The organism is Rhodococcus sp. NPDC006774, from assembly GCF_040636045.1.
In the GTDB taxonomy this organism is placed as follows: Bacteria; Actinomycetota; Actinomycetes; order Mycobacteriales; family Mycobacteriaceae; genus Rhodococcoides.
The window spans coordinates 277,549-297,796 of the sequence record NZ_JBEYIW010000004.1 but is presented as its reverse complement, the minus strand read 5'-3'; the positions used below and the strand labels follow the sequence as shown (position 1 = coordinate 297,796).

19 protein-coding genes are annotated in these 20,248 nt (G+C 65.5%); 14 read left to right on the top strand and 5 right to left on the bottom strand.

Translation table 11 applies throughout. The features are described from left to right. Window positions 1–33: 33 nt before the first annotated feature. The 4 genes from ABZ677_RS08750 to ABZ677_RS08735 all read left to right on the top strand — a co-directional run bounded on the left by ABZ677_RS08750 (window position 34) and on the right by ABZ677_RS08735 (window position 4,607). On the top strand, window positions 34–1,899 hold the full coding sequence (locus ABZ677_RS08750) for a hypothetical protein (protein ID WP_358368398.1): 1,866 nt from the start codon (window positions 34–36) through the stop codon (window positions 1,897–1,899). A gap of 146 nt (window positions 1,900–2,045) precedes the next feature. Further along, window positions 2,046–3,209 carry an ADP-forming succinate--CoA ligase subunit beta gene (gene sucC, locus ABZ677_RS08745; protein ID WP_032377331.1) on the top strand — a complete coding sequence of 388 codons (1,164 nt, stop codon included), beginning with the start codon at window positions 2,046–2,048 and terminating at the stop codon, window positions 3,207–3,209. A gap of 8 nt (window positions 3,210–3,217) precedes the next feature. Further along, the gene (sucD, locus tag ABZ677_RS08740) at window positions 3,218–4,129 is read left to right on the top strand and encodes a succinate--CoA ligase subunit alpha (RefSeq protein ID WP_027496015.1); all 912 of its coding nucleotides are present in this window, start codon (window positions 3,218–3,220) and stop codon (window positions 4,127–4,129) included. A gap of 130 nt (window positions 4,130–4,259) precedes the next feature. Further along, window positions 4,260–4,607: a DUF2200 domain-containing protein gene (locus ABZ677_RS08735; RefSeq protein ID WP_170945729.1), complete on the top strand. Its 348-nt coding sequence runs from the start codon at window positions 4,260–4,262 to the stop codon at window positions 4,605–4,607. Window positions 4,608–4,614: 7 nt separating this feature from the next. Here ABZ677_RS08735 and ABZ677_RS08730 read toward each other — a convergent pair whose 3' ends face one another. Further along, a complete protein-coding gene (locus tag ABZ677_RS08730) occupies window positions 4,615–4,929 on the bottom strand; it encodes a hypothetical protein (RefSeq protein WP_094633102.1) in 315 nt (104 codons plus the stop codon). A gap of 73 nt (window positions 4,930–5,002) precedes the next feature. Here ABZ677_RS08730 and ABZ677_RS08725 point away from each other — a divergent pair, with 73 nt between their 5' ends. Beyond that, on the top strand, window positions 5,003–5,476 hold the full coding sequence (locus ABZ677_RS08725; RefSeq protein ID WP_358368394.1) for a hypothetical protein: 474 nt from the start codon (window positions 5,003–5,005) through the stop codon (window positions 5,474–5,476). Between the two features lie 72 nt (window positions 5,477–5,548). Here the strand turns inward: ABZ677_RS08725 and ABZ677_RS08720 are convergent, their stop codons facing one another. Further along, window positions 5,549–6,559: a hypothetical protein gene (locus ABZ677_RS08720; RefSeq protein ID WP_358368392.1), complete on the bottom strand. Its 1,011-nt coding sequence runs from the start codon at window positions 6,557–6,559 to the stop codon at window positions 5,549–5,551. A gap of 7 nt (window positions 6,560–6,566) precedes the next feature. Further along, window positions 6,567–7,085 (bottom strand): hypothetical protein, encoded by a 519-nt coding sequence (locus tag ABZ677_RS08715; protein ID WP_358368389.1) that lies wholly within the window; start codon window positions 7,083–7,085, stop codon window positions 6,567–6,569. A gap of 210 nt (window positions 7,086–7,295) precedes the next feature. Between ABZ677_RS08715 and ABZ677_RS08710 the strand changes: the two genes are divergently transcribed. The 9 genes from ABZ677_RS08710 (at window position 7,296) to ABZ677_RS08670 (ending at window position 19,180) form a co-directional block, all read left to right on the top strand. Further along, window positions 7,296–8,519 (top strand): acyl-CoA dehydrogenase family protein, encoded by a 1,224-nt coding sequence (locus ABZ677_RS08710; protein WP_358368387.1) that lies wholly within the window; start codon window positions 7,296–7,298, stop codon window positions 8,517–8,519. 23 nt (window positions 8,520–8,542) lie between these two features. Then, a complete protein-coding gene (sfnG, locus tag ABZ677_RS08705) occupies window positions 8,543–9,667 on the top strand; it encodes a dimethylsulfone monooxygenase SfnG (RefSeq protein WP_358368384.1) in 1,125 nt (374 codons plus the stop codon). Between the two features lie 95 nt (window positions 9,668–9,762). After that, window positions 9,763–10,947 carry a DUF5336 domain-containing protein gene (locus tag ABZ677_RS08700; protein ID WP_358368382.1) on the top strand — a complete coding sequence of 395 codons (1,185 nt, stop codon included), beginning with the start codon at window positions 9,763–9,765 and terminating at the stop codon, window positions 10,945–10,947. A gap of 71 nt (window positions 10,948–11,018) precedes the next feature. After that, window positions 11,019–12,464 carry a DUF6350 family protein gene (locus tag ABZ677_RS08695; protein WP_358368381.1) on the top strand — a complete coding sequence of 482 codons (1,446 nt, stop codon included), beginning with the start codon at window positions 11,019–11,021 and terminating at the stop codon, window positions 12,462–12,464. Window positions 12,465–12,544: 80 nt separating this feature from the next. Next, window positions 12,545–13,159, top strand: coding sequence for a phosphoribosylglycinamide formyltransferase (gene purN, locus ABZ677_RS08690; RefSeq protein WP_037191924.1), 615 nt, complete (start codon window positions 12,545–12,547; stop codon window positions 13,157–13,159). Further along, window positions 13,156–14,712 carry a bifunctional phosphoribosylaminoimidazolecarboxamide formyltransferase/IMP cyclohydrolase gene (gene purH, locus ABZ677_RS08685; protein ID WP_358368378.1) on the top strand — a complete coding sequence of 519 codons (1,557 nt, stop codon included), beginning with the start codon at window positions 13,156–13,158 and terminating at the stop codon, window positions 14,710–14,712. The genes purN and purH overlap by 4 nt, the downstream gene beginning before the upstream one ends. Before the next feature lie 291 nt (window positions 14,713–15,003). Further along, the gene (locus ABZ677_RS08680) at window positions 15,004–15,732 is read left to right on the top strand and encodes a hypothetical protein (RefSeq protein WP_358368376.1); all 729 of its coding nucleotides are present in this window, start codon (window positions 15,004–15,006) and stop codon (window positions 15,730–15,732) included. Window positions 15,733–15,848: 116 nt separating this feature from the next. After that, window positions 15,849–17,234, top strand: coding sequence for an ATP-binding protein (locus ABZ677_RS08675; RefSeq protein ID WP_037191931.1), 1,386 nt, complete (start codon window positions 15,849–15,851; stop codon window positions 17,232–17,234). Then, on the top strand, window positions 17,234–19,180 hold the full coding sequence (locus ABZ677_RS08670) for a VWA domain-containing protein (protein WP_037191934.1): 1,947 nt from the start codon (window positions 17,234–17,236) through the stop codon (window positions 19,178–19,180). Before ABZ677_RS08675 ends, ABZ677_RS08670 begins: the two co-directional genes overlap by 1 nt. A 1-nt stretch (window position 19,181) precedes the next feature. On the opposite strand, the gene ABZ677_RS08665 is transcribed toward ABZ677_RS08670, so the two are convergent. Beyond that, window positions 19,182–19,754 carry a DUF1707 domain-containing protein gene (locus ABZ677_RS08665; protein ID WP_358368371.1) on the bottom strand — a complete coding sequence of 191 codons (573 nt, stop codon included), beginning with the start codon at window positions 19,752–19,754 and terminating at the stop codon, window positions 19,182–19,184. Window positions 19,755–19,779: 25 nt separating this feature from the next. Then, window positions 19,780–20,244: a hypothetical protein gene (locus ABZ677_RS08660; protein ID WP_037191938.1), complete on the bottom strand. Its 465-nt coding sequence runs from the start codon at window positions 20,242–20,244 to the stop codon at window positions 19,780–19,782. Window positions 20,245–20,248: the final 4 nt, after the last annotated feature.

Below are 20,248 nucleotides of genomic sequence, written 5' to 3'. Positions count from 1 at the left end.
TCTCGCACCGATCGAGCCGATACCGTGATCCGAGTGCCGACTCCCACCTTCGACGACTCGTCCGCCCGCGGCTCCGAGCGAGCGGAACCACAACGGATCCGACCTCAGGACGGAGAGTTCGGTCGAGCGGACGATCCGTCGCCCACCCCCCGCGTCGCGCTCGCCGTCGTACTCGCCCTGATCGCTGCGGTTGCCGCAGTGACGGCTCAGCTGATCGGCGTCGTCCGCAGCGTCGACGGTTCGCCGGTGGGTGACGGGGCCGCGATGGCCGCGATCCTGGCCGGTGCCGTCCCCGTCGTCGTTGTCATCGGAGCCGCGGTGGGTGTGGCCGGTAGACGCGTCGAACTGGCGGCGGCACTGCTGGCCGGGTACGGCGCCGCGGCACTCGGATTCACACTCCTCGACGTCGCCCTGTTGTCCGACCCCATCGATGCCAATCGACTCGAGCTCTTCCGCCCGCTGAGCGCCGCGATGCTCGACGCCACCGCCGGGGCCTACGTTCTGCTCGTCGGTCACGCTGTGTCGGTTCTGGCGGGTGTTGCGGGGTGGTCTGCGGTGCACCGCGCCGGGCTAGGTGACGGGTACGGCCAGTCGGAGTATTCCGAGCACGTGGGGCGGGCGGCGGCGGGGCGTGTCGGGCCGTTGCTCGCGTCGCTGCTCGGCGCGTTCGGTGTGCTGGCTGCCGTTGCGGCGTTCGCCTCGCTGTACCGCTCGTCGGATCCGGTGGTGATCGTGACGGCCGTGGTGGAGTCGCCGGTGTTCGTTGCGGTGGGCTCCGGAGTCGTCGGTGTCGCGGCACTCGTGGTGGCCGCAGCTGCGCTGGCCGCACTCTCGCCGCAGGTGGCATCGGGTGCATCCGTCGGAGCCGGCCTCGGCGTGCTCGGCTTCGCCGGGGTGGCTCTGTTGGCGGGACTCGGAACCGGTGACCGGGTCGATGCCGGCCTCGGTGCCTACCTGGGAACGGTCGCAGGGCTCGGGCTGCTGATCTGTGGCGCAGTACTCGCACCCGTTGCCGCGGCGCGTGACCGTCGAGCACTGGAGCGGGCGCAGCAGCGCGAGACGGGGGCGCGAGGTGTCCGTGGTGTCGCCGGTCCAGGAACGACGAGGTGGCACGCGGCAGCGGGGAGTGCAGGCGTGTTGTCCGGCGTGCTGTTCGTCGTCGGATCGTTGTTGCCGATTCTGGAGACCGACTCGGGGATCGCCGTGCCGCAGATATTGGCCACCAGGGTGGTGCTGGTTGCCGGGTTCGTGATGATTCTGGGGTCGGTGCCGCTGTTGTTCTCCGAGTTCGCCTCGGCTGCGCGGCCGTTCGTGTCGGTGTTCTGGCTCGGTGCGGTTGCGGCTGCGGCCGCGGTACTGCAGTCGGTGGTGCTCGCCGAGGACGTGGAGGGGGTGAGCACCGGCGTCGGCGCTCTGGCGATCATTGCGGGCGTCGTCGCGGCGGTGGCCACCGGACTGCTGGCCCTGTCCGCCGGATCGGCCGAACGCGACGACGTCGACACCTCGGCCGACGCCGGAACCGACGGCCCGCTGCTGGGTACCGCGCTGCTCGGCTCCGGTCTCCTCGCCATCGGGTTGGCACTGCCCTTGTATCGCGGTAGCGACCTGACGGCCGCGACAGTCACCGAATTCCCGTGGGGCTGGGACACCTGGGGTCAGATGCTGCTCGCCGCCGGAGTCGTCGTTGCTGCGGTCGTCGCGGCGCGAGCTCGGCCCGCTCGCGGGAGCGTTCTGCTCGGCGGAGCAGCCGTCGCCGGGATCGTTCATCTGTCGTCGTGGCCGCTGACATCTGCACGTGCCACCGATCCGGAGATGGGCCCCGGCGTCGTGCCGTCGGTGATCGGAATCGTCGTTCTCGGTGTCGCCGCGGCACTTTCGGCCCGACGAGTCGGTCGGTGACGGCCGTTTCATCGACCCGGAAGCGGTGAGATAGGCCACATAGCATGCATGCGCCCGATGCGCTGTCGGGCCACCTGGATAAAGTCCATGCTCAGACCCGCTCACACCCCTGGAGCGGGCGTCAACGTAGACGAGACGGTGAGCTGATGGATCTCTTCGAATACCAGGCGAAGGAATTGTTCGCCAAGCATGGCGTACCCACCTCCGCCGGTCGTGTCACCGACACGGTCGCCGGAGCAACACAGATTGCCGAAGAAATCGGCAAGCCAGTAATGGTCAAGGCACAGGTCAAGGTCGGCGGCCGCGGCAAGGCCGGTGGCGTCAAGTACTCCAAGGACGTCGCAGCAGCCACCGAGAACGCAGAAGCGATTCTCGGACTCGACATCAAGGGCCATGTCGTCAAGAAGCTTCTCGTTGCAGAAGCCTCCGACATCGCCGAGGAGTACTACATCTCCTTCCTGCTCGATCGCACCAACCGCACCTACCTCGCGATGTGTTCGGTCGAGGGTGGAGTCGAAATCGAGGTGACGGCGGAGGAGAACCCCGACGCACTCGCACGTATCCCGGTCGACGCCGTCAAGGGTGTCGACCTTGCTTTCGCTCGTGAAATCGCCGAAAAGGGCAAGCTTCCCGCCGAGGTGCTCGACGCCGCTGCGGTGACCATCCAGAAGCTGTGGGAGGTCTTCATCAACGAAGACGCTCTCCTGGTCGAGGTCAACCCGCTGGTTCGCACCCCGGACGATCAGATCCTCGCCCTCGACGGCAAGGTCACGCTCGACGCCAACGCGGACTTCCGCCAGGCCGGCCACGCCGAGTTCGAGGACAAGGACGCAGCCGATCCCCTCGAGGCCAAGGCCAAGGAGAACGACCTCAACTACGTCAAGCTCGACGGACAGGTCGGCATCATCGGAAACGGTGCCGGACTGGTCATGTCGACCCTCGACGTCGTCGCATACGCGGGCGAGGCACACGGCGGCGTCAAGCCCGCCAACTTCCTCGACATCGGCGGCGGCGCCTCGGCCGAGGTCATGGCCGCAGGCCTCGACGTCATCCTCGGTGACGAGCAGGTCAAGAGCGTGTTCGTCAACGTCTTCGGCGGCATCACCGCGTGTGACGCAGTTGCCAACGGCATCGTCGGCGCACTGAAGAAGCTGGGCGACGACGCCAACAAGCCGCTGGTCGTCCGTCTCGACGGCAACAAGGTCGAAGAGGGCCGCAAGATTCTCGCCGACGCCGCGCACCCGCTGGTGACGCTCGCCGGAACCATGGACGAGGGCGCCGACAAGGCCGCCGAGCTGGCAGCGAAGTAGAGGAAACAATGTCTATCTTTCTGAACAAGGACAACAAGGTCATCGTCCAGGGCATCACCGGCGGCGAAGGCACCAAGCACACCGCCCTGATGCTCAAGGCCGGAACCCAGGTCGTCGGTGGCGTCAACGCACGTAAGGCCGGAACCACGGTCAAGCACGTCGACGCTCAGGGCAACGACATCGAATTGCCGGTGTTCGCTTCGGTTTCCGAGGCCATGGAGAAGACCGGAGCCGACGTGTCCATCGCGTTCGTGCCGCCGGCATTCTCCAAGGACGCCATCGTCGAGGCCATCGACGCCGAGATCCCGCTGCTCGTCGTCATCACCGAGGGCATCCCCGTGCAGGACTCCGCGTACGCGTGGGCCTACAACGTGGAGAAGGGCAAGAAGACCCGCATCATCGGCCCGAACTGCCCCGGAATCATCACCCCCGGTGAGGCTCTCGTCGGCATCACGCCCGCGAACATCTCGGGAACCGGCCCCATCGGCCTGGTCTCCAAGAGCGGCACGCTGACCTACCAGATGATGTTCGAGCTCCGTGACTTCGGATTCTCGACGGCCATCGGCATCGGCGGCGACCCCGTCATCGGAACCACCCACATCGACGCCATCGAGGCGTTCGAGGCGGATCCCGACACCAAGATCATCGTCATGATCGGTGAGATCGGTGGCGACGCAGAAGAGCGTGCAGCCGATTACATCAAGGCCAACGTGACCAAGCCGGTCGTCGGCTACGTCGCAGGCTTCACCGCTCCCGAGGGCAAGACCATGGGCCACGCCGGCGCCATCGTCTCCGGCTCGCTGGGAACGGCGCAGGCGAAGAAGGACGCACTCGAGGCCGCAGGCGTCAAGGTCGGCAAGACGCCGTCCGAGACCGCTGCCCTCGCGCGCGAAATCCTGGAATCGCTGTCCGTGAAGTAAGTTTCACATCGTAAGAAGCCCGCCACCGAATCCGGTGGCGGGCTTTTTCGTGGGCCCCGGTCCGCGTGAATGGACCACTGCATGCGTCTCGGCGGTGCAATGTCACATTCACGCGAAGGGGTCTAGATTGATGCGCGTGCACAGGATCTTCACCACCGCCTTCAGCTCGGTCTATCCGCACTACGTGAACAAGGCCGAGCGCAAAGGTCGGACGAAAGCGGAGGTCGACGAGATCATCCGGTGGCTCACCGGATTCGATCAGTCGGCCCTCGACCGGCATCTCGAAGCCGAAACGACGTTCGACGAGTTCTTCGCGGCAGCGGACCTCAACGCGAACGCAACCCTGATCACCGGAGTTGTGTGCGGCATACGCGTCGAGAATGTCGAAGACCCCCTGATGCAGAAGATCCGCTATCTGGACAAGCTGATCGACGAACTCGCCAAGGGCAAGAAGATGGAGAAAATCCTGCGCGGATGATTGTTGCTCAGTAAATCGAATGAGTGAGAGTGGCGGTATAGGTGTCGGCGAGCAGATCGCTGTTCGGTACCAAGATGTTCACCGTGGCCGTCCAACTGGTCAGGCACGCCACGCCCCCACCGGTTTTCGCGTTGACAGCCGTAGCCGAGAGCGGCACGTTGCTGACGCCAGGGGATTTCACCAACAGAAGCAAGCAGTTGGTCTCGGGAGCGGAATAGGACGCGACGGGCGTGACCGTCCTACCGGTGTTCTGGCCTCGGAACGGCGACAGACTCACCGTCGAAGTCCAGTTGCCGAGCACGTTGACCACGCTGAGACTCATGTTCCCGGTCCACGGCACTCCAGGAGTCAACGCACCCTGTCCCGCTTGTGCGACCAGTCCGGTGTTCGCCTGAATGTCCAGCAGGCTCGCGGCGGGTGCGGCCGCGGCACGAGCGGCAGGCTCAGGCGACGAGACGGCGCTTGTCGAGGTGGTCGCTATCGGATCCGACGTCGGCGTCGCAGTTGTCGATGACGCGCCCGTCGGCTCAGCAGTCACTGTGGTCGTCGGGACTGCCGTGGTCGTGGGAATTGCTGTGGTCTCGGGGACTGCTGTGGTCGTCGGGACTGTGGTGGTGGGGGTCGGTTCCATCGTCGGCAGAGCCGTTGCCGTGACGGTGGGGGAAGTCGTCGGCGGCACGGTCGACACCGTCGGAGCCTCGGTGGATGCCGTCGGTGAGGTTGTGACGATCGGTGCAGAGGGTGTGCACTCGGCCGTCGGCATCGGCGTGGTGGTCGGTGCGATCGTGTCCACTGGAACGGGGGTAGTCGTCGGCGTCGAGTCCGCCGCGCACGCCGTTGTGGCGGTGGGTATTTCGGGGGAGGGCTGAGCCGACACCGCCGGATTGACGGTGGCCGCAAGGACCACCGCCAATCCGACTGCCAATGTCAGACGTCGCATGTCAGCTGGTCTTTCGTCGCCGAATCACAATGAGTACTGCCGCCGCGACGGCGATGATTCCCAACGCAACGACCGCCCAGACCCACACTGGAGTACCCGACTCGGACGAAGAGTCTTGTGCGGCGACCGAGCCCTGGTCGGGGAAGGTGAGTTCGACGTTCGACGTCTTGTTCACCAACCCGCTCGTGACGGTGACCGCGGCCTGCCACGGCCCTGCGGGAAGAGCGGGGTCGAGCGTGAACGTGACGCTTCCTGATTGCCCAGGCGCGATGGACCCGCCCGAGCCCTTCACCGGTGTGCTGGAAATACCGCCTGGGCCACCGGAGAGTTCGACCGTCCCGCTCGGATCGAGAGCTCGGCCGCCGGTGTTGGTGATGTTCGCGACGACCTGTGGGGCACCGTCGTCGCTGCGAGCAGCGGTGACTCCATCGATGGACAGGTCGGCTGCGGGACCGTTTCCTGGACCGACCGAGAGGTAGGTGCGAATACCGACGCGGCTGACGTTCTGGATGCCGGTTCCTGATGGGGCACCAGCAGTTTGCGCCCAGACGACGGCGTACTGCTCACCCTCGGGGGCGTCGGGTGGAACCGCGATGGTCACCACCGCTTCGGCCGCCGAGTTAGGAGCGAGCGTGAGGTCCGTCGGCGTCACCGACATCCACGTCGTGAGCTCGTTGACGGCACGGTCGTCACCCACCTCGAAGCCGCCGTCGTCGGCTCCGATCGACGCGGCAGCGGGGTACAGCGTGACCGGTTGTTCTTGGTTGCTGCCGTTGCTGACCTCGATGCGCCTGGTGATGGTGGTGCCAGGAGGCAGGTTGTCGATGATGTATGCCATCGCCCGCGGGTCGTCCTGGAGGGATACCGGCGCTTCGAGCAGTCGTATTCCGACGCTGCCCACCGGCGCTGGTTCGGTTGGTTGTTGAGCGACAGCCGGAGCCTGGGCGACGAGCGCTGTAGCGCACGTCAGTAGAGCCAGAACTCCGACTGCCAATCCCCGATTCGCAGACATCTACAGATCAAGCCACCGAATGCGTGACGGTGCCCGTGTAGGTACCGGCAACGACATCGGACGGCAGTTCGACCTCGACGGTGCCGGTCCAGGTGGCGGTATTGGAGCCGACGACTGCGGTAGCGAAGACGACTGCGGTTGTGGTGTCGATGGCCTGTGGCAGCAGTACGCCGGCCACCGTCGAGATTCCCGTGCGTGCAGGCACAAGCGGTGCCGAGTAGGTCACGGCTGTCGAGGGGATCGTTGCCGGGTCCGGTGAGGGCTTCACGAAGTCGGTGCTGAAAGCCGACGCGGTCCAACCATTGAGCCCACGGCGCTGGTCGGAGACGACGACGGGTGTGATTCCTCCACTTGCTACGTCCCCCGTGACGGTCAGCGGCTGGCTTGTCGGCGCGGTGATATTGAGTGCGCCTCCGACCACAGAGAAGGTCAGGACGGTGTCGGCTGCGTTGGAGACGGCAGGCGAGATGACGGCAGCAACGAGGGCACCGGCGGCGGCGACGGTGGCGAAGAGTGACTTGCGCATGAGGGGCGTCCTAGGGGAGTGCGAGCCCCAGGGACTCGCCGGTTTGTGATGTGCACAACAATAATCGCCCCCGTTAGTGATGCGTTACAAATTATGGATAACTGTCACGGGGTATTTTTGAGGGGCAGAAACGGACGTGGCACATAATTCTTAAAATCATGCTGAATCGAAGTGTGGTCATCGATTCGTTGCCGGACTTCACTGATCGTCATGACAACCACCGAGAACCGTGCTCTCACCAAGGCCTGGCCCGACGCCCCCACCACTGCTGCCGGATGGATTTCCCGCGCCGGTGAGGTGGCTCAACTTCTCGCAGTCGACGCTGTCGCTCGCGACAAGGGGCGAGAGGCCCCCGCCGCCGAGGTCCAGTTGCTCAAGGACGCCGGCCTCGTCACTCTGCTCGGCCCCGTCGAACACGGCGGCGCGGGCCAGGACTGGCCGACGGCATATCAGGTGATCCGCACCGTCTCGAAGGCCGACGGCTCGATCGGTCAATTGCTCGGCTACCACCTGCTGTGGTTCTGGGCCGCTCGACTCGTCGGCACCCCCGAACAGATCGAGGCCGTCGAAGCAGACGCTACGAAGAACAAATGGTTCTTCGGCGGTGCCGTCAACCCTCGGGACAACGACGTCGCCGTCACCGACGAGGGCGACACCATCGTCTTCGACGGTTCCAAGACGTTCTCCACCGGCAGCCGCATCTCCGACGTCACCGTGCTCGAAGGAGCACTCGAAGGCAGCACCGATCACGTGTTCGCGATCGTGCCGTCGAACATCGAGGGGCTGTCCTTTCATGACGACTGGGACAACATCGGTCAGCGTCAGACCGAGAGTGGCAGTGTCACCATCGACAAGGTTCGCGTCGACTGGGCCAGCGCAGCAGGGTTCGTGGACAAAGCTTTTCAGCCGCGCGTCTACAACACCCTCAACGTTCCGACCATCCAACTCGTGTTCGTCAACTTCTACCTCGGAATCGCGAGAGGCGCACTCGAGGAAGCCGCGTCGTACACCAAGGACAAGACCCGGGCGTGGCTGCACAGCACCGTCGACAAGGCCGTCGACGAGCCGTACATCATCGACATCTACGGCGATCTGACGTCCAAGCTGTGGGCCGTCGAAGCGCTCGCCGACGCAGTTGCGTTGGAAGGAAAGAAGATCCACGACAACGCCTGGAACGTCACCGCCGAAGAGCGCGGTGAGCACGAGGTACGCGTCGCCGCAGTGAAGGCTCGCGCCACGGAGGTGTCGCTCGAGATCACGTCCACGGTGTTCGAGGCGCTCGGTGCGCGGGCGACGGCCAGCAAGTACGGCTTCGACCGCTTCTGGCGCAATGTGCGTACGCACACCCTGCACGATCCGGTCGCGTACAAGCGACGCGAGGTCGGGCGCTGGGTTCTCACGGGCGAACTGCCCGAGCCGACCTGGTACTCGTAGAACGCACTGGTAGGAGAACAACGATGAGCACCGAAAAAATCACCGACGCAATCAAATTCGCCTACTGGGTACCCAACGTCTCGGGTGGTCTGGTCACCAGCACCATCGAGCAACGCACCAGCTGGGATTACGAATACAACAAGAAGCTGGCGCAGACGGCCGAGAACAACGGATTCGAGTACGCCTTGAGTCAGGTTCGCTACGAAGCCAGCTACGGGGCAGAGTTTCAGCACGAGTCGACCAGCTTCTCGCTCGCGCTGCTGCTGGCCACCGAACGACTCAAAGTCATTGCAGCAGTGCATCCCGGGCTGTGGCAGCCGGCGGTCCTCGCCAAGCTCGGTGCCACTGCCGATCACCTGTCGAACGGCCGATTCGCGGTCAACGTCGTCAGTGGTTGGTTCAAGGACGAGTTCACCCACCTCGGTGAGCCCTGGCTCGAACACGACGAGAGGTACCGGCGCAGTGCAGAATTCCTGCAGGTACTGCGCAAGATCTGGACCGAGGACGACGTGGACTTCCGAGGCGACTTCTATCGGATCCACGACTTCACACTCAAGCCCAAACCGCTGAACACTCCCGATCGTCCCAACCCCGAACTGTTCCAGGGCGGCAATTCGTCTGCAGCGCAGGAGAATGCCGGGCGGTACTCGGACTGGTACTTCAGCAACGGCAAAGATTTCGACGGCGTCACCGAGCAACTCGACAACCTCCGACGCGTCGCGCGTGATCACCGGCGTGAGGTCAAGTTCGGGCTCAACGGCTTCATCATCGCGCGAGACAGCGAAAAGGAAGCGCGAGACACATTGCGCGAGATCATCGAGAAGGCCGACAAGCCTGCCGTCGAAGGTTTCAAAGGAGCGGTGCAACAGGCAGGCAATTCGACGGGCGACAAGAAGGGAATGTGGGCGGACTCGACGTTCGAGGACCTCGTTCAGTACAACGACGGCTTCAAGACCCAATTGATCGGCACCCCGGAACAGGTGGCCGAGCGCATCGTCGCCTACCGTCGCCGCGGCGTCGACCTGATTCTCGGCGGATTCCTGCACTTCCAGGAGGAGATCGAGTACTTCGGGGCGAAGGTCCTGCCGCTGGTTCGGGAACTCGAGGCCGCTGAGGCACACGACCAGGAGTTGGTGGCAGCCCGCTGACCTTTCGGTTCCGTGATCGGTCGGGTCCGTGCAGTAGCGTGAGTTCTCGGACCCGACCGACCTGGGGTACGGACAATCTCAGATGAGGAGACGCGATGACCTACTCGCCCGGCGGCCCCGAAACAGGGGGCTCCAACTCTGGTGGCTACGGCGGAGGTGGACCGTCCTACGGCCCGTCGTCCTCGCCGAATCAGCCGTCGTCCAACCCGCAAGGTCATCCAGGCCAGAACCAGCCGTTTCACCAGCCGTCGGTGTCCAATCCCTTCGGCCCTCCGGTACCCGGCACCTCGGCACCGGGCTCGACCGGCCCGGCTTCCGCTGCACCGCAGTCGAAGTCGCCTGGATCGGCTCTGTCGAGCCTGCCGAGAATTCTCACGTTCGTGATCCTCGGGCTCGGCGTCGTCACCTTCCTGCTCGGACTGCTCGACCTCGTCACCGCCGAGGTCACCTCGTCCCAGGAACTTCCCAGCAGCATCCAGACGTCGTTCAGCACCACGTTCTTCGCGTCCGGCGGTAGCGCGGTGTCGGTTGCTCTGCTGCTGGCAGCGGGCTTGATCGCCGGTGCCTCGCTGCTGCAGAAGGACGCCAGGAATCAGGCCGTGGTGGCCGCCCTGGCGATCGCCGGTTGGCTGGTGCTGGTCTTCCAGTCGTTCAGTCTGCCCAGTGCGGAGGGCAACGAGTTCGCCAGCACCACCAGCTCGCTCGGTATCGGTGCGATCCTGGTGCTCGTCCTCGGCTTCGTCCAGGCTGCCGCCGCGGTGGCTGCACTGCTGTTCGACGCGGGCATCGTCAAGGCTCCGGCTCCCAAGCCCGCGGGCTACGGCAATCAGAACCAGCAGGCCGGATACGGCCAGCAGAACCCGTACAACGCGCCGACCACATCGTTCGGTGGACCGTCGCAGCCGCAGGCCTACGGCAATCCGCCGTCGTACGGTCAGCCTCAGGGAACGTCGTCGAACTTCGGTCAAGCACCGAGCGGGCAGTCGTCGGGGCAGCATTCCTACAACCCGGGCGGACAGCCGTCGTACGGACAGTCCGCTCCCAACACCCCGTCGCCGCAGGGCGGCTACGCACCGCCGCCGTACACCGGTCCGAGTGCTCCGGCCGCCGGGCAGGCCTACCCACCGAATCAGTACCAGTACGGCCAGCCGTCCGGATACGGCCAGCCCCCAGCGAAGTCGGACGAGCCCGAATCCGGCGACCAGTCGACGCCGTACGGCGCGCCGACGCAGTCGTTCGGTGCCACTCCTACTGTGGACGACGAGAAGAAGCACGACTGATTCAGGCATCACAACCCGCTTCGCGGCGCGCCTGACCGGCGCGCCGCGAAGATGATGCGACTCTCGTTGCGATGAGCGATCTATTGAACCGAGAGACGCGACGCGCGGCCGCCCGGGCTCCCCGCGCGAGCACCGGCCCGACGCCCGATCAGTCGCGCATGCTCGCCGCAGTGGCCTTCAAGACCTCCGGTCTGGTCGTGGTGATTGCGACGACCCTTGCTCTGATCACCCTGGTCTCGGTCAACAGCGACCTCACGGGAACCCTCGGGGCGATCGCCGGGTCGTGGTTCGCCGTGCACCTGGTACCCCTGAGCATCGGCGGTACGTCCCTCGGCGTCGCACCGCTTCTGCCGACACTGATCATCGGTTGGTCCGTCGCCCGTACCGTCCACCACGCGGTGGACTCCGGCACCGATCGCCGAGTGGTTCGGTGGGTGTTCGCGGCGTCGATGGCGGGCCCGCTCGCCGTCACCGCCATCGCCCTGGCCGTCGCCAAGGACGCGTCGACCGTCATCGGGCTGTCCAGTCCGAACGCCCTCGTTGCCTTCTCCTGGGTCGCAGGCGTGCATGCGGCCGCGTCCGGAACCGGTCTGCTGCTCGCCCGCTGGGACTCACCCTTGATCCGCGGCGGACTCCCGGACTGGGTGCGCGCGCTCGTTGCGCCCTTCGTACGCGCGATATCGATTCTTGCTGCAGGCGGCGCGGCCGTCGTACTGCTCGCCCTGCTCGCCTCCTGGGAGACCGCGGGCGCGCTGCTCGAGAGCGGACGCGATGTCGTCGGCATGCTCGGACTGACCGTGGTGTCGGTGCTCTACCTCCCCAACGTCGTCATCGGTGCTCTCGCGGTGGCCACCGGTTCCACTGCCGGGTTCGGCGACGCGTCGGTCAGTCTGTTCTCCACCACGGGAGGACCGCTCCCGCCGCTGCCGATCCTGGCTGTTCTGCCCGAAGGATCGGCCCAGACGATCTGGGTCGTCATGCTCGCCGTTCCGATCGGTGCCGGGCTGCTGCTCGGCCGCGACTGCGCGATCCGCAGCGCCGACATCCAGGTCGCAGTGTCGTCCGTGTGGGTCGTGGCGGCTGCAACCGGCGTGCTCGCAGCGTTGTTCGGCTACGCCGCAGGCGGAAACCTCGGCACCTTCGGCACCGTCGAAGTCACCGTGTGGAGCTTCGGACTGCTGACATTCGCGTGGCTGGCCGTCGCCGGTTCGATTACCGCGGCCCTCGTCGTGTGGCGTCGAGCAGAACCCGAGCCGCCGCTCGACGAGCCCGTTCCGATGCCCGTGCCTGCGGCCGAGTTGGCAATCGAGGCCGCCCCATCCGAGCCGGAGGACGACGAACAGGTCCAGGAGGCCGACAAGGCCGAGGAGGTCGTCGAGGCGGAGGTCGTGGACGAAGTCCCGGCCGAGATGCCCCCGGCCGAAGAACCGGATGCGACCGTCGAGGCCGCTACCGACGAACCGTTGGACGCCGAGATCGTCGCTCCTCCCGGAGACCAGGACGGACCTGCCCGGTAGGGCTCGAGGGCGCAGCGACTAGGCTTTCCGCTGGCTCGAACGATCCGCCTCGATGATTCAGGAGTAGTGCGCTGACTGCCTTGCGTGAGACACCCGCGCGGGTCGTCGTCCTCGCGTCGGGGACCGGCTCGCTGCTGCAGTCGCTCATAGCCGCGACTGCCACCGAGAACTATCCCGCCCGCATCGTCGCCGTGGGAGTCGACCGCGACTGCGATGCAGTCTGCCGTGCCGACGATGCCGCTATCCCGCACTTTCGTATCGCCCTGCGGGACTTCACGGATCGATCGGGTTGGGACCAGGCGCTCACCGATGCCACGTCGAGCTTCGAGCCCGACCTGGTCGTCACCGCCGGTTTCATGAAGATCCTCGGCCCGCAGTTCCTGGGTGCCTTCACCGGACGCATCGTCAACACCCACCCCGCGCTCCTGCCGTCGTTCCCCGGTGCACATGCCGTGCGGGACGCACTCGACCACGGCGTCAAACTGACCGGTTCGACGGTTCATCTGGTCGATTCCGGCGTCGACACCGGGCCGATCCTCGCGCAGGAAGCCGTACCGGTTCTCGACGGCGACGACGAATCCGCGTTGCACGAACGCATCAAGACTGTGGAGCGACGGTTGCTGGTCGACGTGATCGCAGCCGTGGCCGCCAAAGGTGTCACCTCCGATGGACGAAAGGCTCAGATAATCCGATGAGTGAACGTAAAGCAGTGCGCCGCGCGCTGGTCAGCGTCTACGACAAGACCGGACTGATCGAACTGGCGACCGGCTTGCACAGCGCAGGCGTCGCTCTGGTGTCCACCGGATCGACGGCGAGCAAGATCGCCGACGCCGGAATCCCGGTCACCAAGGTCGAGGACCTCACCGGATTCCCCGAGACCCTCGAGGGCCGCGTCAAGACGCTGCATCCTCGCGTGCATGCCGGCGTACTCGCCGACACCCGTAAGCCCGAACATCTTTCGCAGCTCGAGGAATTGGGCATCGAGGCGTTCGAGCTCGTCGTGGTCAACCTCTACCCGTTCACCGAAACCGTCGCCAGTGGCGCGACGCCGGACGAATGCGTCGAGCAGATCGACATCGGCGGACCGTCGATGGTGCGCGCCGCGGCCAAGAACCATCCGTCGGTGGCCGTCGTCGTCGACCCGGCCCGCTACGAGGACGTGCTCACCGCCGTCTCCGGTGGCGGATTCACCCTCGCCGAGCGCACGTCGCTCGCCGCGCAGGCCTTCCAGCACACTGCCGCCTACGACGTCGCGGTGGCATCGTGGATGAGCAATGTGCTGACCCCCGACACCGAGACGGTGTTCCCGGAGTGGATCGGCGGCACCTGGGACCGTTCGGCCGTGCTCCGCTACGGCGAGAACCCGCACCAGAAGGCGGCCCTGTACGTCGACTCGTCCGCTGCCGCAGGCATCGCGCAGGCCGAGCAGTTGCACGGTAAAGAGATGTCGTACAACAACTTCACCGATTCCGATGCAGCCTGGCGTGCGGCGTTCGATCACGCCGAGCCCACCGTCGCCATCATCAAGCACGCCAATCCCTGTGGCATCGCGGTAGGCAAGGACATCGCCGAGGCGCACCGCAAGGCTCACGCCTGCGATCCGGTGAGCGCGTACGGCGGCGTCATCGCTGCCAACCGTGAGGTCACCGTCGAGATGGCCGAGCAGGTAGCCGAGATCTTCACCGAGGTCATCATCGCGCCGTCCTACGCCGACGGTGCCCTCGGAGTGTTGCAGCGCAAGAAGAACATTCGCGTGCTGCTCGCGGTCGCACCGCCCACCTCCGGCGTCGAACTCAAGCCGATCTCCGGCGGCGCACTGCTGCAGCAACGGGACGTGCTCGACGCGGACGGAGACAACCCGGCCAACTGGACCCTCGCAGCCGGCGAACCCGCCGACGAGCAGACCTTCAAGGATCTCGAATTCGCTTGGCGCGCAGGCCGAGCCGTGAAGTCCAACGCGATTCTGCTCGCCCACGACGGTGCGTCCGTCGGCGTCGGAATGGGCCAGGTCAACCGCGTCGACGCCGCCCACCTCGCCGTGCAGCGAGCCGGGGATCGCGTCGTCGGCTCGGTCGCGTCCTCGGATGCGTTCTTCCCGTTCCCCGACGGTCTGCAGGTTCTCATGAGTGCAGGCGTCAAAGCCGTTGTGCAGCCCGGTGGTTCGGTACGCGACAACGAGGTGATCGCCGCGGCTCAGGACGCGGGAGTGACGCTGTACCTCACGGGATCGCGGCACTTCGCTCACTGATGAATGACGCCGAAGTCGCAGTTATGCAGGCCCATACCCCATTTATGGCCGCATAACTGCGAACTCGGCGATCTGTGGATAGGCAAAAAGTTATCCACAGATCGCTGAGCAGGCCCTTTCCCTGGTGGCGACCCTGCCAAGGTTGAAGCCATGGGGATGCAGATCGGGCCGTTTCGGGGTTCGCAGGCGATACGCTCGGGCGCTCTCAGCAGGTACGAGCTGAGCCGCAACTACGTCAGGGTCTGTCGCGACACGTATGTCTGCGACGGGACCATTGTCGATGCGCGAACAATGGCTATCGCCGCATCGATCTGCGTCGGCGATGGTGCCGTGATTGCAGGGGTCTCCGCGGCGGCAGTCCACGGCGCGAAGTGGATCGACCCGAGTACTCCTCCGAGTGTGTTGGCGACCGGGAGATCGCACCAGTTGCCCGGGCTCCGAATCCACCACGACGCGTTCGATACCGACGACGTCATGATCGCTCAGGGATTCGCGGTGTCCACACCCGTGCGCACCGGATTCGATATCGGTCGCTGGGTGCCGTCGCCGCTGTCGGTGGTCTTTCTCGACTCACTACTCGCCGCAACCTGCGTCGACGAGGAAGCCATACGCGCGTATGCGCTGCAGCGACCGGGCACCCGAGGCATCCGGAGCCTGTTCGGTGCGCTCGATGTCGTCGACTGCGGTGCAGAGTCGCCACAAGAGACGCGCACCAGATTGGCTCTGGTCGAGGCGGGGCTCCCGAAGCCCGAGACTCAAATCGAAATTCGTGACAGTTCGAACAGATTCGTGGCACGCATCGACATGGGGTGGCGTCGTTGGCGGGTGGGGGTGGAATACGAAGGCGTTCACCACTGGCTCGACGAGCGTCAGCGGACCCGTGACATCGAGCGGTTCGAGGATCTCGATCGTGCCGAGTGGCAGATCGTCCGCGTCAATTCCGAGCAGATGCGGCTGCGACCGCACGAGGTGGTGGCACGCGTGCGGGCAAAGCTCCGCGCCGCGGGTGCCCCGGTGTAGCGAGGTCGCACTTACGCGGGTGATTTGTCCATTTCGAGTGGCATAGGTGCGAACTCGGCGGCAGCGCTCTTTCCCTCTCGATGGCAGCATCGGCCAAACGCTCGTAGCGTGGAGAAGTGACCTCTACCAAACCTGGCATTTCGACTCTCGGCGAACTCAAGGCATCCGGACATCGGCAGCGGTCGATCAAGGAAGAGTTGCGGGAAAATCTTCTGACGGCATTGCGCGACGGCACGGATCCGTGGCCGGGGATCGTCGGATTCGGCTCGACGGTGTTGCCGCAGTTCGAGCGCGCGATTCTGGCCGGTCACGACGTGGTGCTGCTCGGCGAGCGCGGGCAGGGCAAGACGCGACTGCTGCGCACCCTGAATCTGTTGCTCGACGAGTGGGTGCCGGTGATCGCCGGAGCCGAACTGGGCGAGCACCCGTACGAGCCGATCACCCCGGCCAGCATCCGCAAAGCCCAGGAACTCGGCGACGACCTGCCCGTCGAGTGGCGACATCGCACCGAGCGGTATGCCGAGAAGCTCGCGACCCCGGATACGTCGGTTGCGGATCTCGTCGGCGACGTCGACCCCGTCAAGGTCGCCGAGGGTCGCAGCCTCGGCGACCCGGAGACCATTCACTTCGGACTCGTCCCGCGCAGCCACCGCGGCATCGTGGCGATCAACGAGCTCCCCGACCTCGCCGAGCGCATCCAGGTCTCGCTGCTCAACGTCATGGAGGAGCGTGACATCCAGGTCCGCGGTTACACGCTGCGGCTACCGCTCGACGTCATGCTCGTGGCGAGCGCGAACCCCGAGGACTACACCAATCGCGGGCGCATCATCACCCCGCTCAAGGACCGTTTCGGCGCGGAGATCAGGACGCACTACCCCCTCGAACTCGACGCCGAGGTGGCCGTCATCGATCAGGAGGCGGAGCTGCAGGCAACCGTCCCCACCTATCTGCTCGAGGTGCTGGCCCGATTCACCCGACTGCTTCGCGAGTCGCCGTCGGTCGATCAGCGCTCCGGTGTTTCCGCTCGATTTGCGATCGCAGCAGCCGAAACCATCGCTGCCGCAGCCGTTCACCGGGCCGCGATACTCGGTGAGGCCGAGCCCGTGGCCCGGCCGGTGGATCTCGGCACCATCATCGAGGTGCTGCGCGGCAAGGTCGAATTCGAGTCGGGTGAGGAGGGACGCGAAATCGAGGTGCTCGAGCACATGTTGCGCCGGGCGACTGCCGATACCGTTCGAGCTCACCTCGGCGGCATCAACCTCGCAGCTCTGGTGACGGCAATCGAGACGGGTGAGCCGATCGTCACCGGCGATCGCATCACCGCCAAGGCGTTGCTCGACGAGCTGCCCGACGTCGAGGTCATCGGCGACATCCACGAGCGTCTGAACGCCACCTCGGACGGCGAGAAAGCGGCCGCCGTCGAACTTGCGCTCGAGGGTCTCTACCTGGCGCGTCGGATCTCGAAGGACCCCGACGACGACGGCCAGACGGTGTACAGCTGATGCGTCGTTCCAGGTACGGGCGCTATCACGACGGGCCGGATCCTCTTGCGCCACCGGTTGATCTGCGTGAGGCGCTCGACGCTATCGGTGAGGACGTGCTCGAGGGCGCGTCGCCGCGTCGGGCATTGCAGGAGATGCTGCGGCGCGGGACGAAGAACATGCGTGGGCTCGACGACCTGGCCGCGCAGGCCGCCAAGCGTCGACGAGACCTGTTGAAGAAGAACAACCTCGACGGCACGTTGCAGGAAGTGCGTGAGCTGCTGGACAAGGCCGTGCTCGAGGAGCGCAAGGCGTTGGCGCGTGCCCTCGACGACGATGCGCGGTTCCAGGAGATGCAGATCGGCGATCTCTCACCGTCCACGGCGCAAGCGGTGCAGGAGCTTTCGGACTACGACTGGCGTTCGTCGGAGGCACGCGAGAACTACGAGAAGATCAAGGACCTGCTCGGACGCGAAATGCTCGATCAGCGTTTTGCGGGCATGAAGCAGGCCCTCGAAGGTGCCACCGACGAGGACCGTCAGGCGATCAGCGAGATGCTGAAGGACCTCAACGAATTGCTCGACGCCCACAACAAGGGTGAGGACACCGACGAGCAGTTCGAGCAGTTCATGGACAAGCACGGTCAGCACTTCCCGGAGAACCCGAAGAATGTCGACGAGCTGTTGGATTCGCTTGCACAGCGAGCGGCAGCGGCGCAACGGCTTCGCAATTCGCTGAGTCCCGAACAGCGGGCAGAGCTCGATGCGTTGGCGCAGCAGGCCTTCGGCGATTCGAACCTGCTGAGTCAGCTGGATCAGCTCGATCAGAATCTCCAGCAGGCCCGGCCCGGCGAGGACTGGGACGGCTCGCAGAACTTCCGCGGCGAGAACGGTATGGGACTCGGCGACGGCACCGGTGCGCTCCAGGACATCGCCGACCTGGAGAACCTGGGAAACCAACTCTCACAGCAGTACAACGGAGCTGCGCTGGACGACATCGACGCCGACGCGTTGCTGAAGCAACTCGGGCCCGAGGCCGCGGCCGACGCCAGGATGCTCGCCGAGCTCGAAAAGGCGCTGCAGCAGCAGGGTTTCATGGACAAGGGTGCCGACGGTCAATGGCGACTGTCGCCGAAGGCGATGCGGCAGCTGGGGCAGTCGGCACTGAAGGACGTCGCGGGAAAGCTGTCCCGACGCGGCGGCGAGCGAGACACTCGCAAGGCAGGTGCGATGGGGGAGCCCACCGGAGCGTCGCGAGCGTGGGAGTTCGGTGACACCGAGCCGTGGGACGTGACCCGCACGGTCAACAATGCGGTACTGCGCTCAGCAGCAACAGGATCGGGCTTCCCGGTGCAGCTGCAGGTGACCGATGTGGAGATCAGCGAGACCGAGACGCGAACGCAGGCTGCCGTGGCCCTGCTTGTCGACACGTCGTTCTCGATGGTGATGGACGGCCGGTGGGTGCCCATGAAGCGCACAGCGCTGGCTCTCAATCACCTGGTGAGCACCCGCTTTCGCGGGGACGACCTGCAACTCATCGGATTCGGCAGGCACGCGCAGACATTGACGGCGTCCGAGCTGGCCGGCTTGGACGGTGCCTACGATCAGGGCACCAACCTGCATCACGCGCTGATGCTTGCGGTGCGGCATCTGCGGCGTCATCCCAATGCGCAGCCGGTGGTGTTGATCGTGACCGACGGTGAGCCGACGGCCCATCTGGAACCGGACGGTCACGCGTATTTCGACTACCCGCCGTCGTCGAAGACGTTGGGGCTGACGGTGCGCGAGCTCGATACCGTCGCGAAACTCGGTGCGCAGGTGACGATCTTCCGGCTCGGCGACGATCCGGGCCTCGCGCGGGTTGTCGACAAGATGGCCGAACGCGTGGGCGGACGCGTCATCGCGCCCGATCTCGACGGACTCGGTGCCGCGGTGGTGACCGACTACTTGAAGCGTCGGCGATCCTGAATCACTTGTCGGCGGGTTTGATCTCCACCGATACTCCGCCCCAGAAGGCAAAACCGGTGATGATCACGCGGGGCGCGCCGGGGTGCGTCGCGCTGACGTGCTCGAATCCGCCCATGATGCCCATGCCGCGGACTTCGACGCTCACACCGGGCGGCACGGTGACCTCGATGCCGCCCATGATGGCGACGCAGTTGATGGTGGTTTCCTCGGTGGTGAACGTTGCGCGGCGTAGGTCGAGTTCGATGCCACCCCAGAATGCGAACGCGTCGATGCGCGTGGCGGGGGTCCATTCGCCTTTGCGCACGGCACCACTCATGATCGCGATCACGCGGTCGTTCGTGGGGCCACCGGACGGTGCATGTGCAGGGGGAGGGGACAGCACCAGGTCGCCGGTCAACAGGTCGAGTTCGCCGTAGGTCTTCGCCCGGTACACCGCAGCGGTGCGCTCGTCGTATTCATCGACGGTGAGTTGGCCGTTCGCGAAGGCGTCGCTCAGCAACTGCGCGACGAGGCTCCTGTCCGCGTCGGCGGCGCGAACCTGGCTTCGATCTCGGTCGGGCAGATGATCGCTCACTGCCCGGACACTACCGGTGCCGGGGTCAGGCCGCATTCAGGATGGTGCGGCTCCCCAGTGGTGAAGCGAGAGTCATCTGCATGGTGGCGTAGACGGCAACCATGATGCAGGACTTGTCAGCGGCGTCGGGCCGGGTTCCGGTACGCAGTTCGATGGTGACCGTGGTGTCGGTCTCGGTGACCGACGCGTCGGCTCCGTAGCACTCGGGAGTGCCGGTGACGAAGTGGACCGCGATGGTGTTGGGGGAGATCTGGCTCCACGACTCGAACGGAGTGGTGGTGGCGCGGAGTAGATCGGCGGTCGGCTCGAACATCGTGCCGACGTCGCCGACGGGCACCTCGTGCGGAACCGGAGGGGCGCTGGGTTGCTGGGCGAGCCCCACAGGGGTGGTGGAACCGACTGTCGGGGTTGTGTCCTCGTCGCCACCGGAGGCGGTGCTGCAGCCGACCAGCAGCAGGCACAACATGACACCTGCAGCGAGAAACCTCATGAAT

Coding starts and splice junctions, on each gene's coding strand:
- sucC (WP_032377331.1), top strand. CDS start 2,046: ATGGATCTCTTCGAATACCAGGCGAAGGAATTGTTCGCCAAGCATGGC.
- sucD (WP_027496015.1), top strand. CDS start 3,218: ATGTCTATCTTTCTGAACAAGGACAACAAGGTCATCGTCCAGGGCATC.
- ABZ677_RS08735 (WP_170945729.1), top strand. CDS start 4,260: ATGCGCGTGCACAGGATCTTCACCACCGCCTTCAGCTCGGTCTATCCG.
- ABZ677_RS08730 (WP_094633102.1), bottom strand. CDS start 4,929: ATGAGTCTCAGCGTGGTCAACGTGCTCGGCAACTGGACTTCGACGGTG.
- ABZ677_RS08725 (WP_358368394.1), top strand. CDS start 5,003: ATGTCCAGCAGGCTCGCGGCGGGTGCGGCCGCGGCACGAGCGGCAGGC.
- ABZ677_RS08720 (WP_358368392.1), bottom strand. CDS start 6,559: ATGTCTGCGAATCGGGGATTGGCAGTCGGAGTTCTGGCTCTACTGACG.
- ABZ677_RS08715 (WP_358368389.1), bottom strand. CDS start 7,085: ATGCGCAAGTCACTCTTCGCCACCGTCGCCGCCGCCGGTGCCCTCGTT.
- ABZ677_RS08710 (WP_358368387.1), top strand. CDS start 7,296: ATGACAACCACCGAGAACCGTGCTCTCACCAAGGCCTGGCCCGACGCC.
- sfnG (WP_358368384.1), top strand. CDS start 8,543: ATGAGCACCGAAAAAATCACCGACGCAATCAAATTCGCCTACTGGGTA.
- ABZ677_RS08700 (WP_358368382.1), top strand. CDS start 9,763: ATGACCTACTCGCCCGGCGGCCCCGAAACAGGGGGCTCCAACTCTGGT.
- ABZ677_RS08695 (WP_358368381.1), top strand. CDS start 11,019: ATGAGCGATCTATTGAACCGAGAGACGCGACGCGCGGCCGCCCGGGCT.
- purH (WP_358368378.1), top strand. CDS start 13,156: ATGAGTGAACGTAAAGCAGTGCGCCGCGCGCTGGTCAGCGTCTACGAC.
- ABZ677_RS08680 (WP_358368376.1), top strand. CDS start 15,004: ATGGCTATCGCCGCATCGATCTGCGTCGGCGATGGTGCCGTGATTGCA.
- ABZ677_RS08670 (WP_037191934.1), top strand. CDS start 17,234: ATGCGTCGTTCCAGGTACGGGCGCTATCACGACGGGCCGGATCCTCTT.
- ABZ677_RS08660 (WP_037191938.1), bottom strand. CDS start 20,244: ATGAGGTTTCTCGCTGCAGGTGTCATGTTGTGCCTGCTGCTGGTCGGC.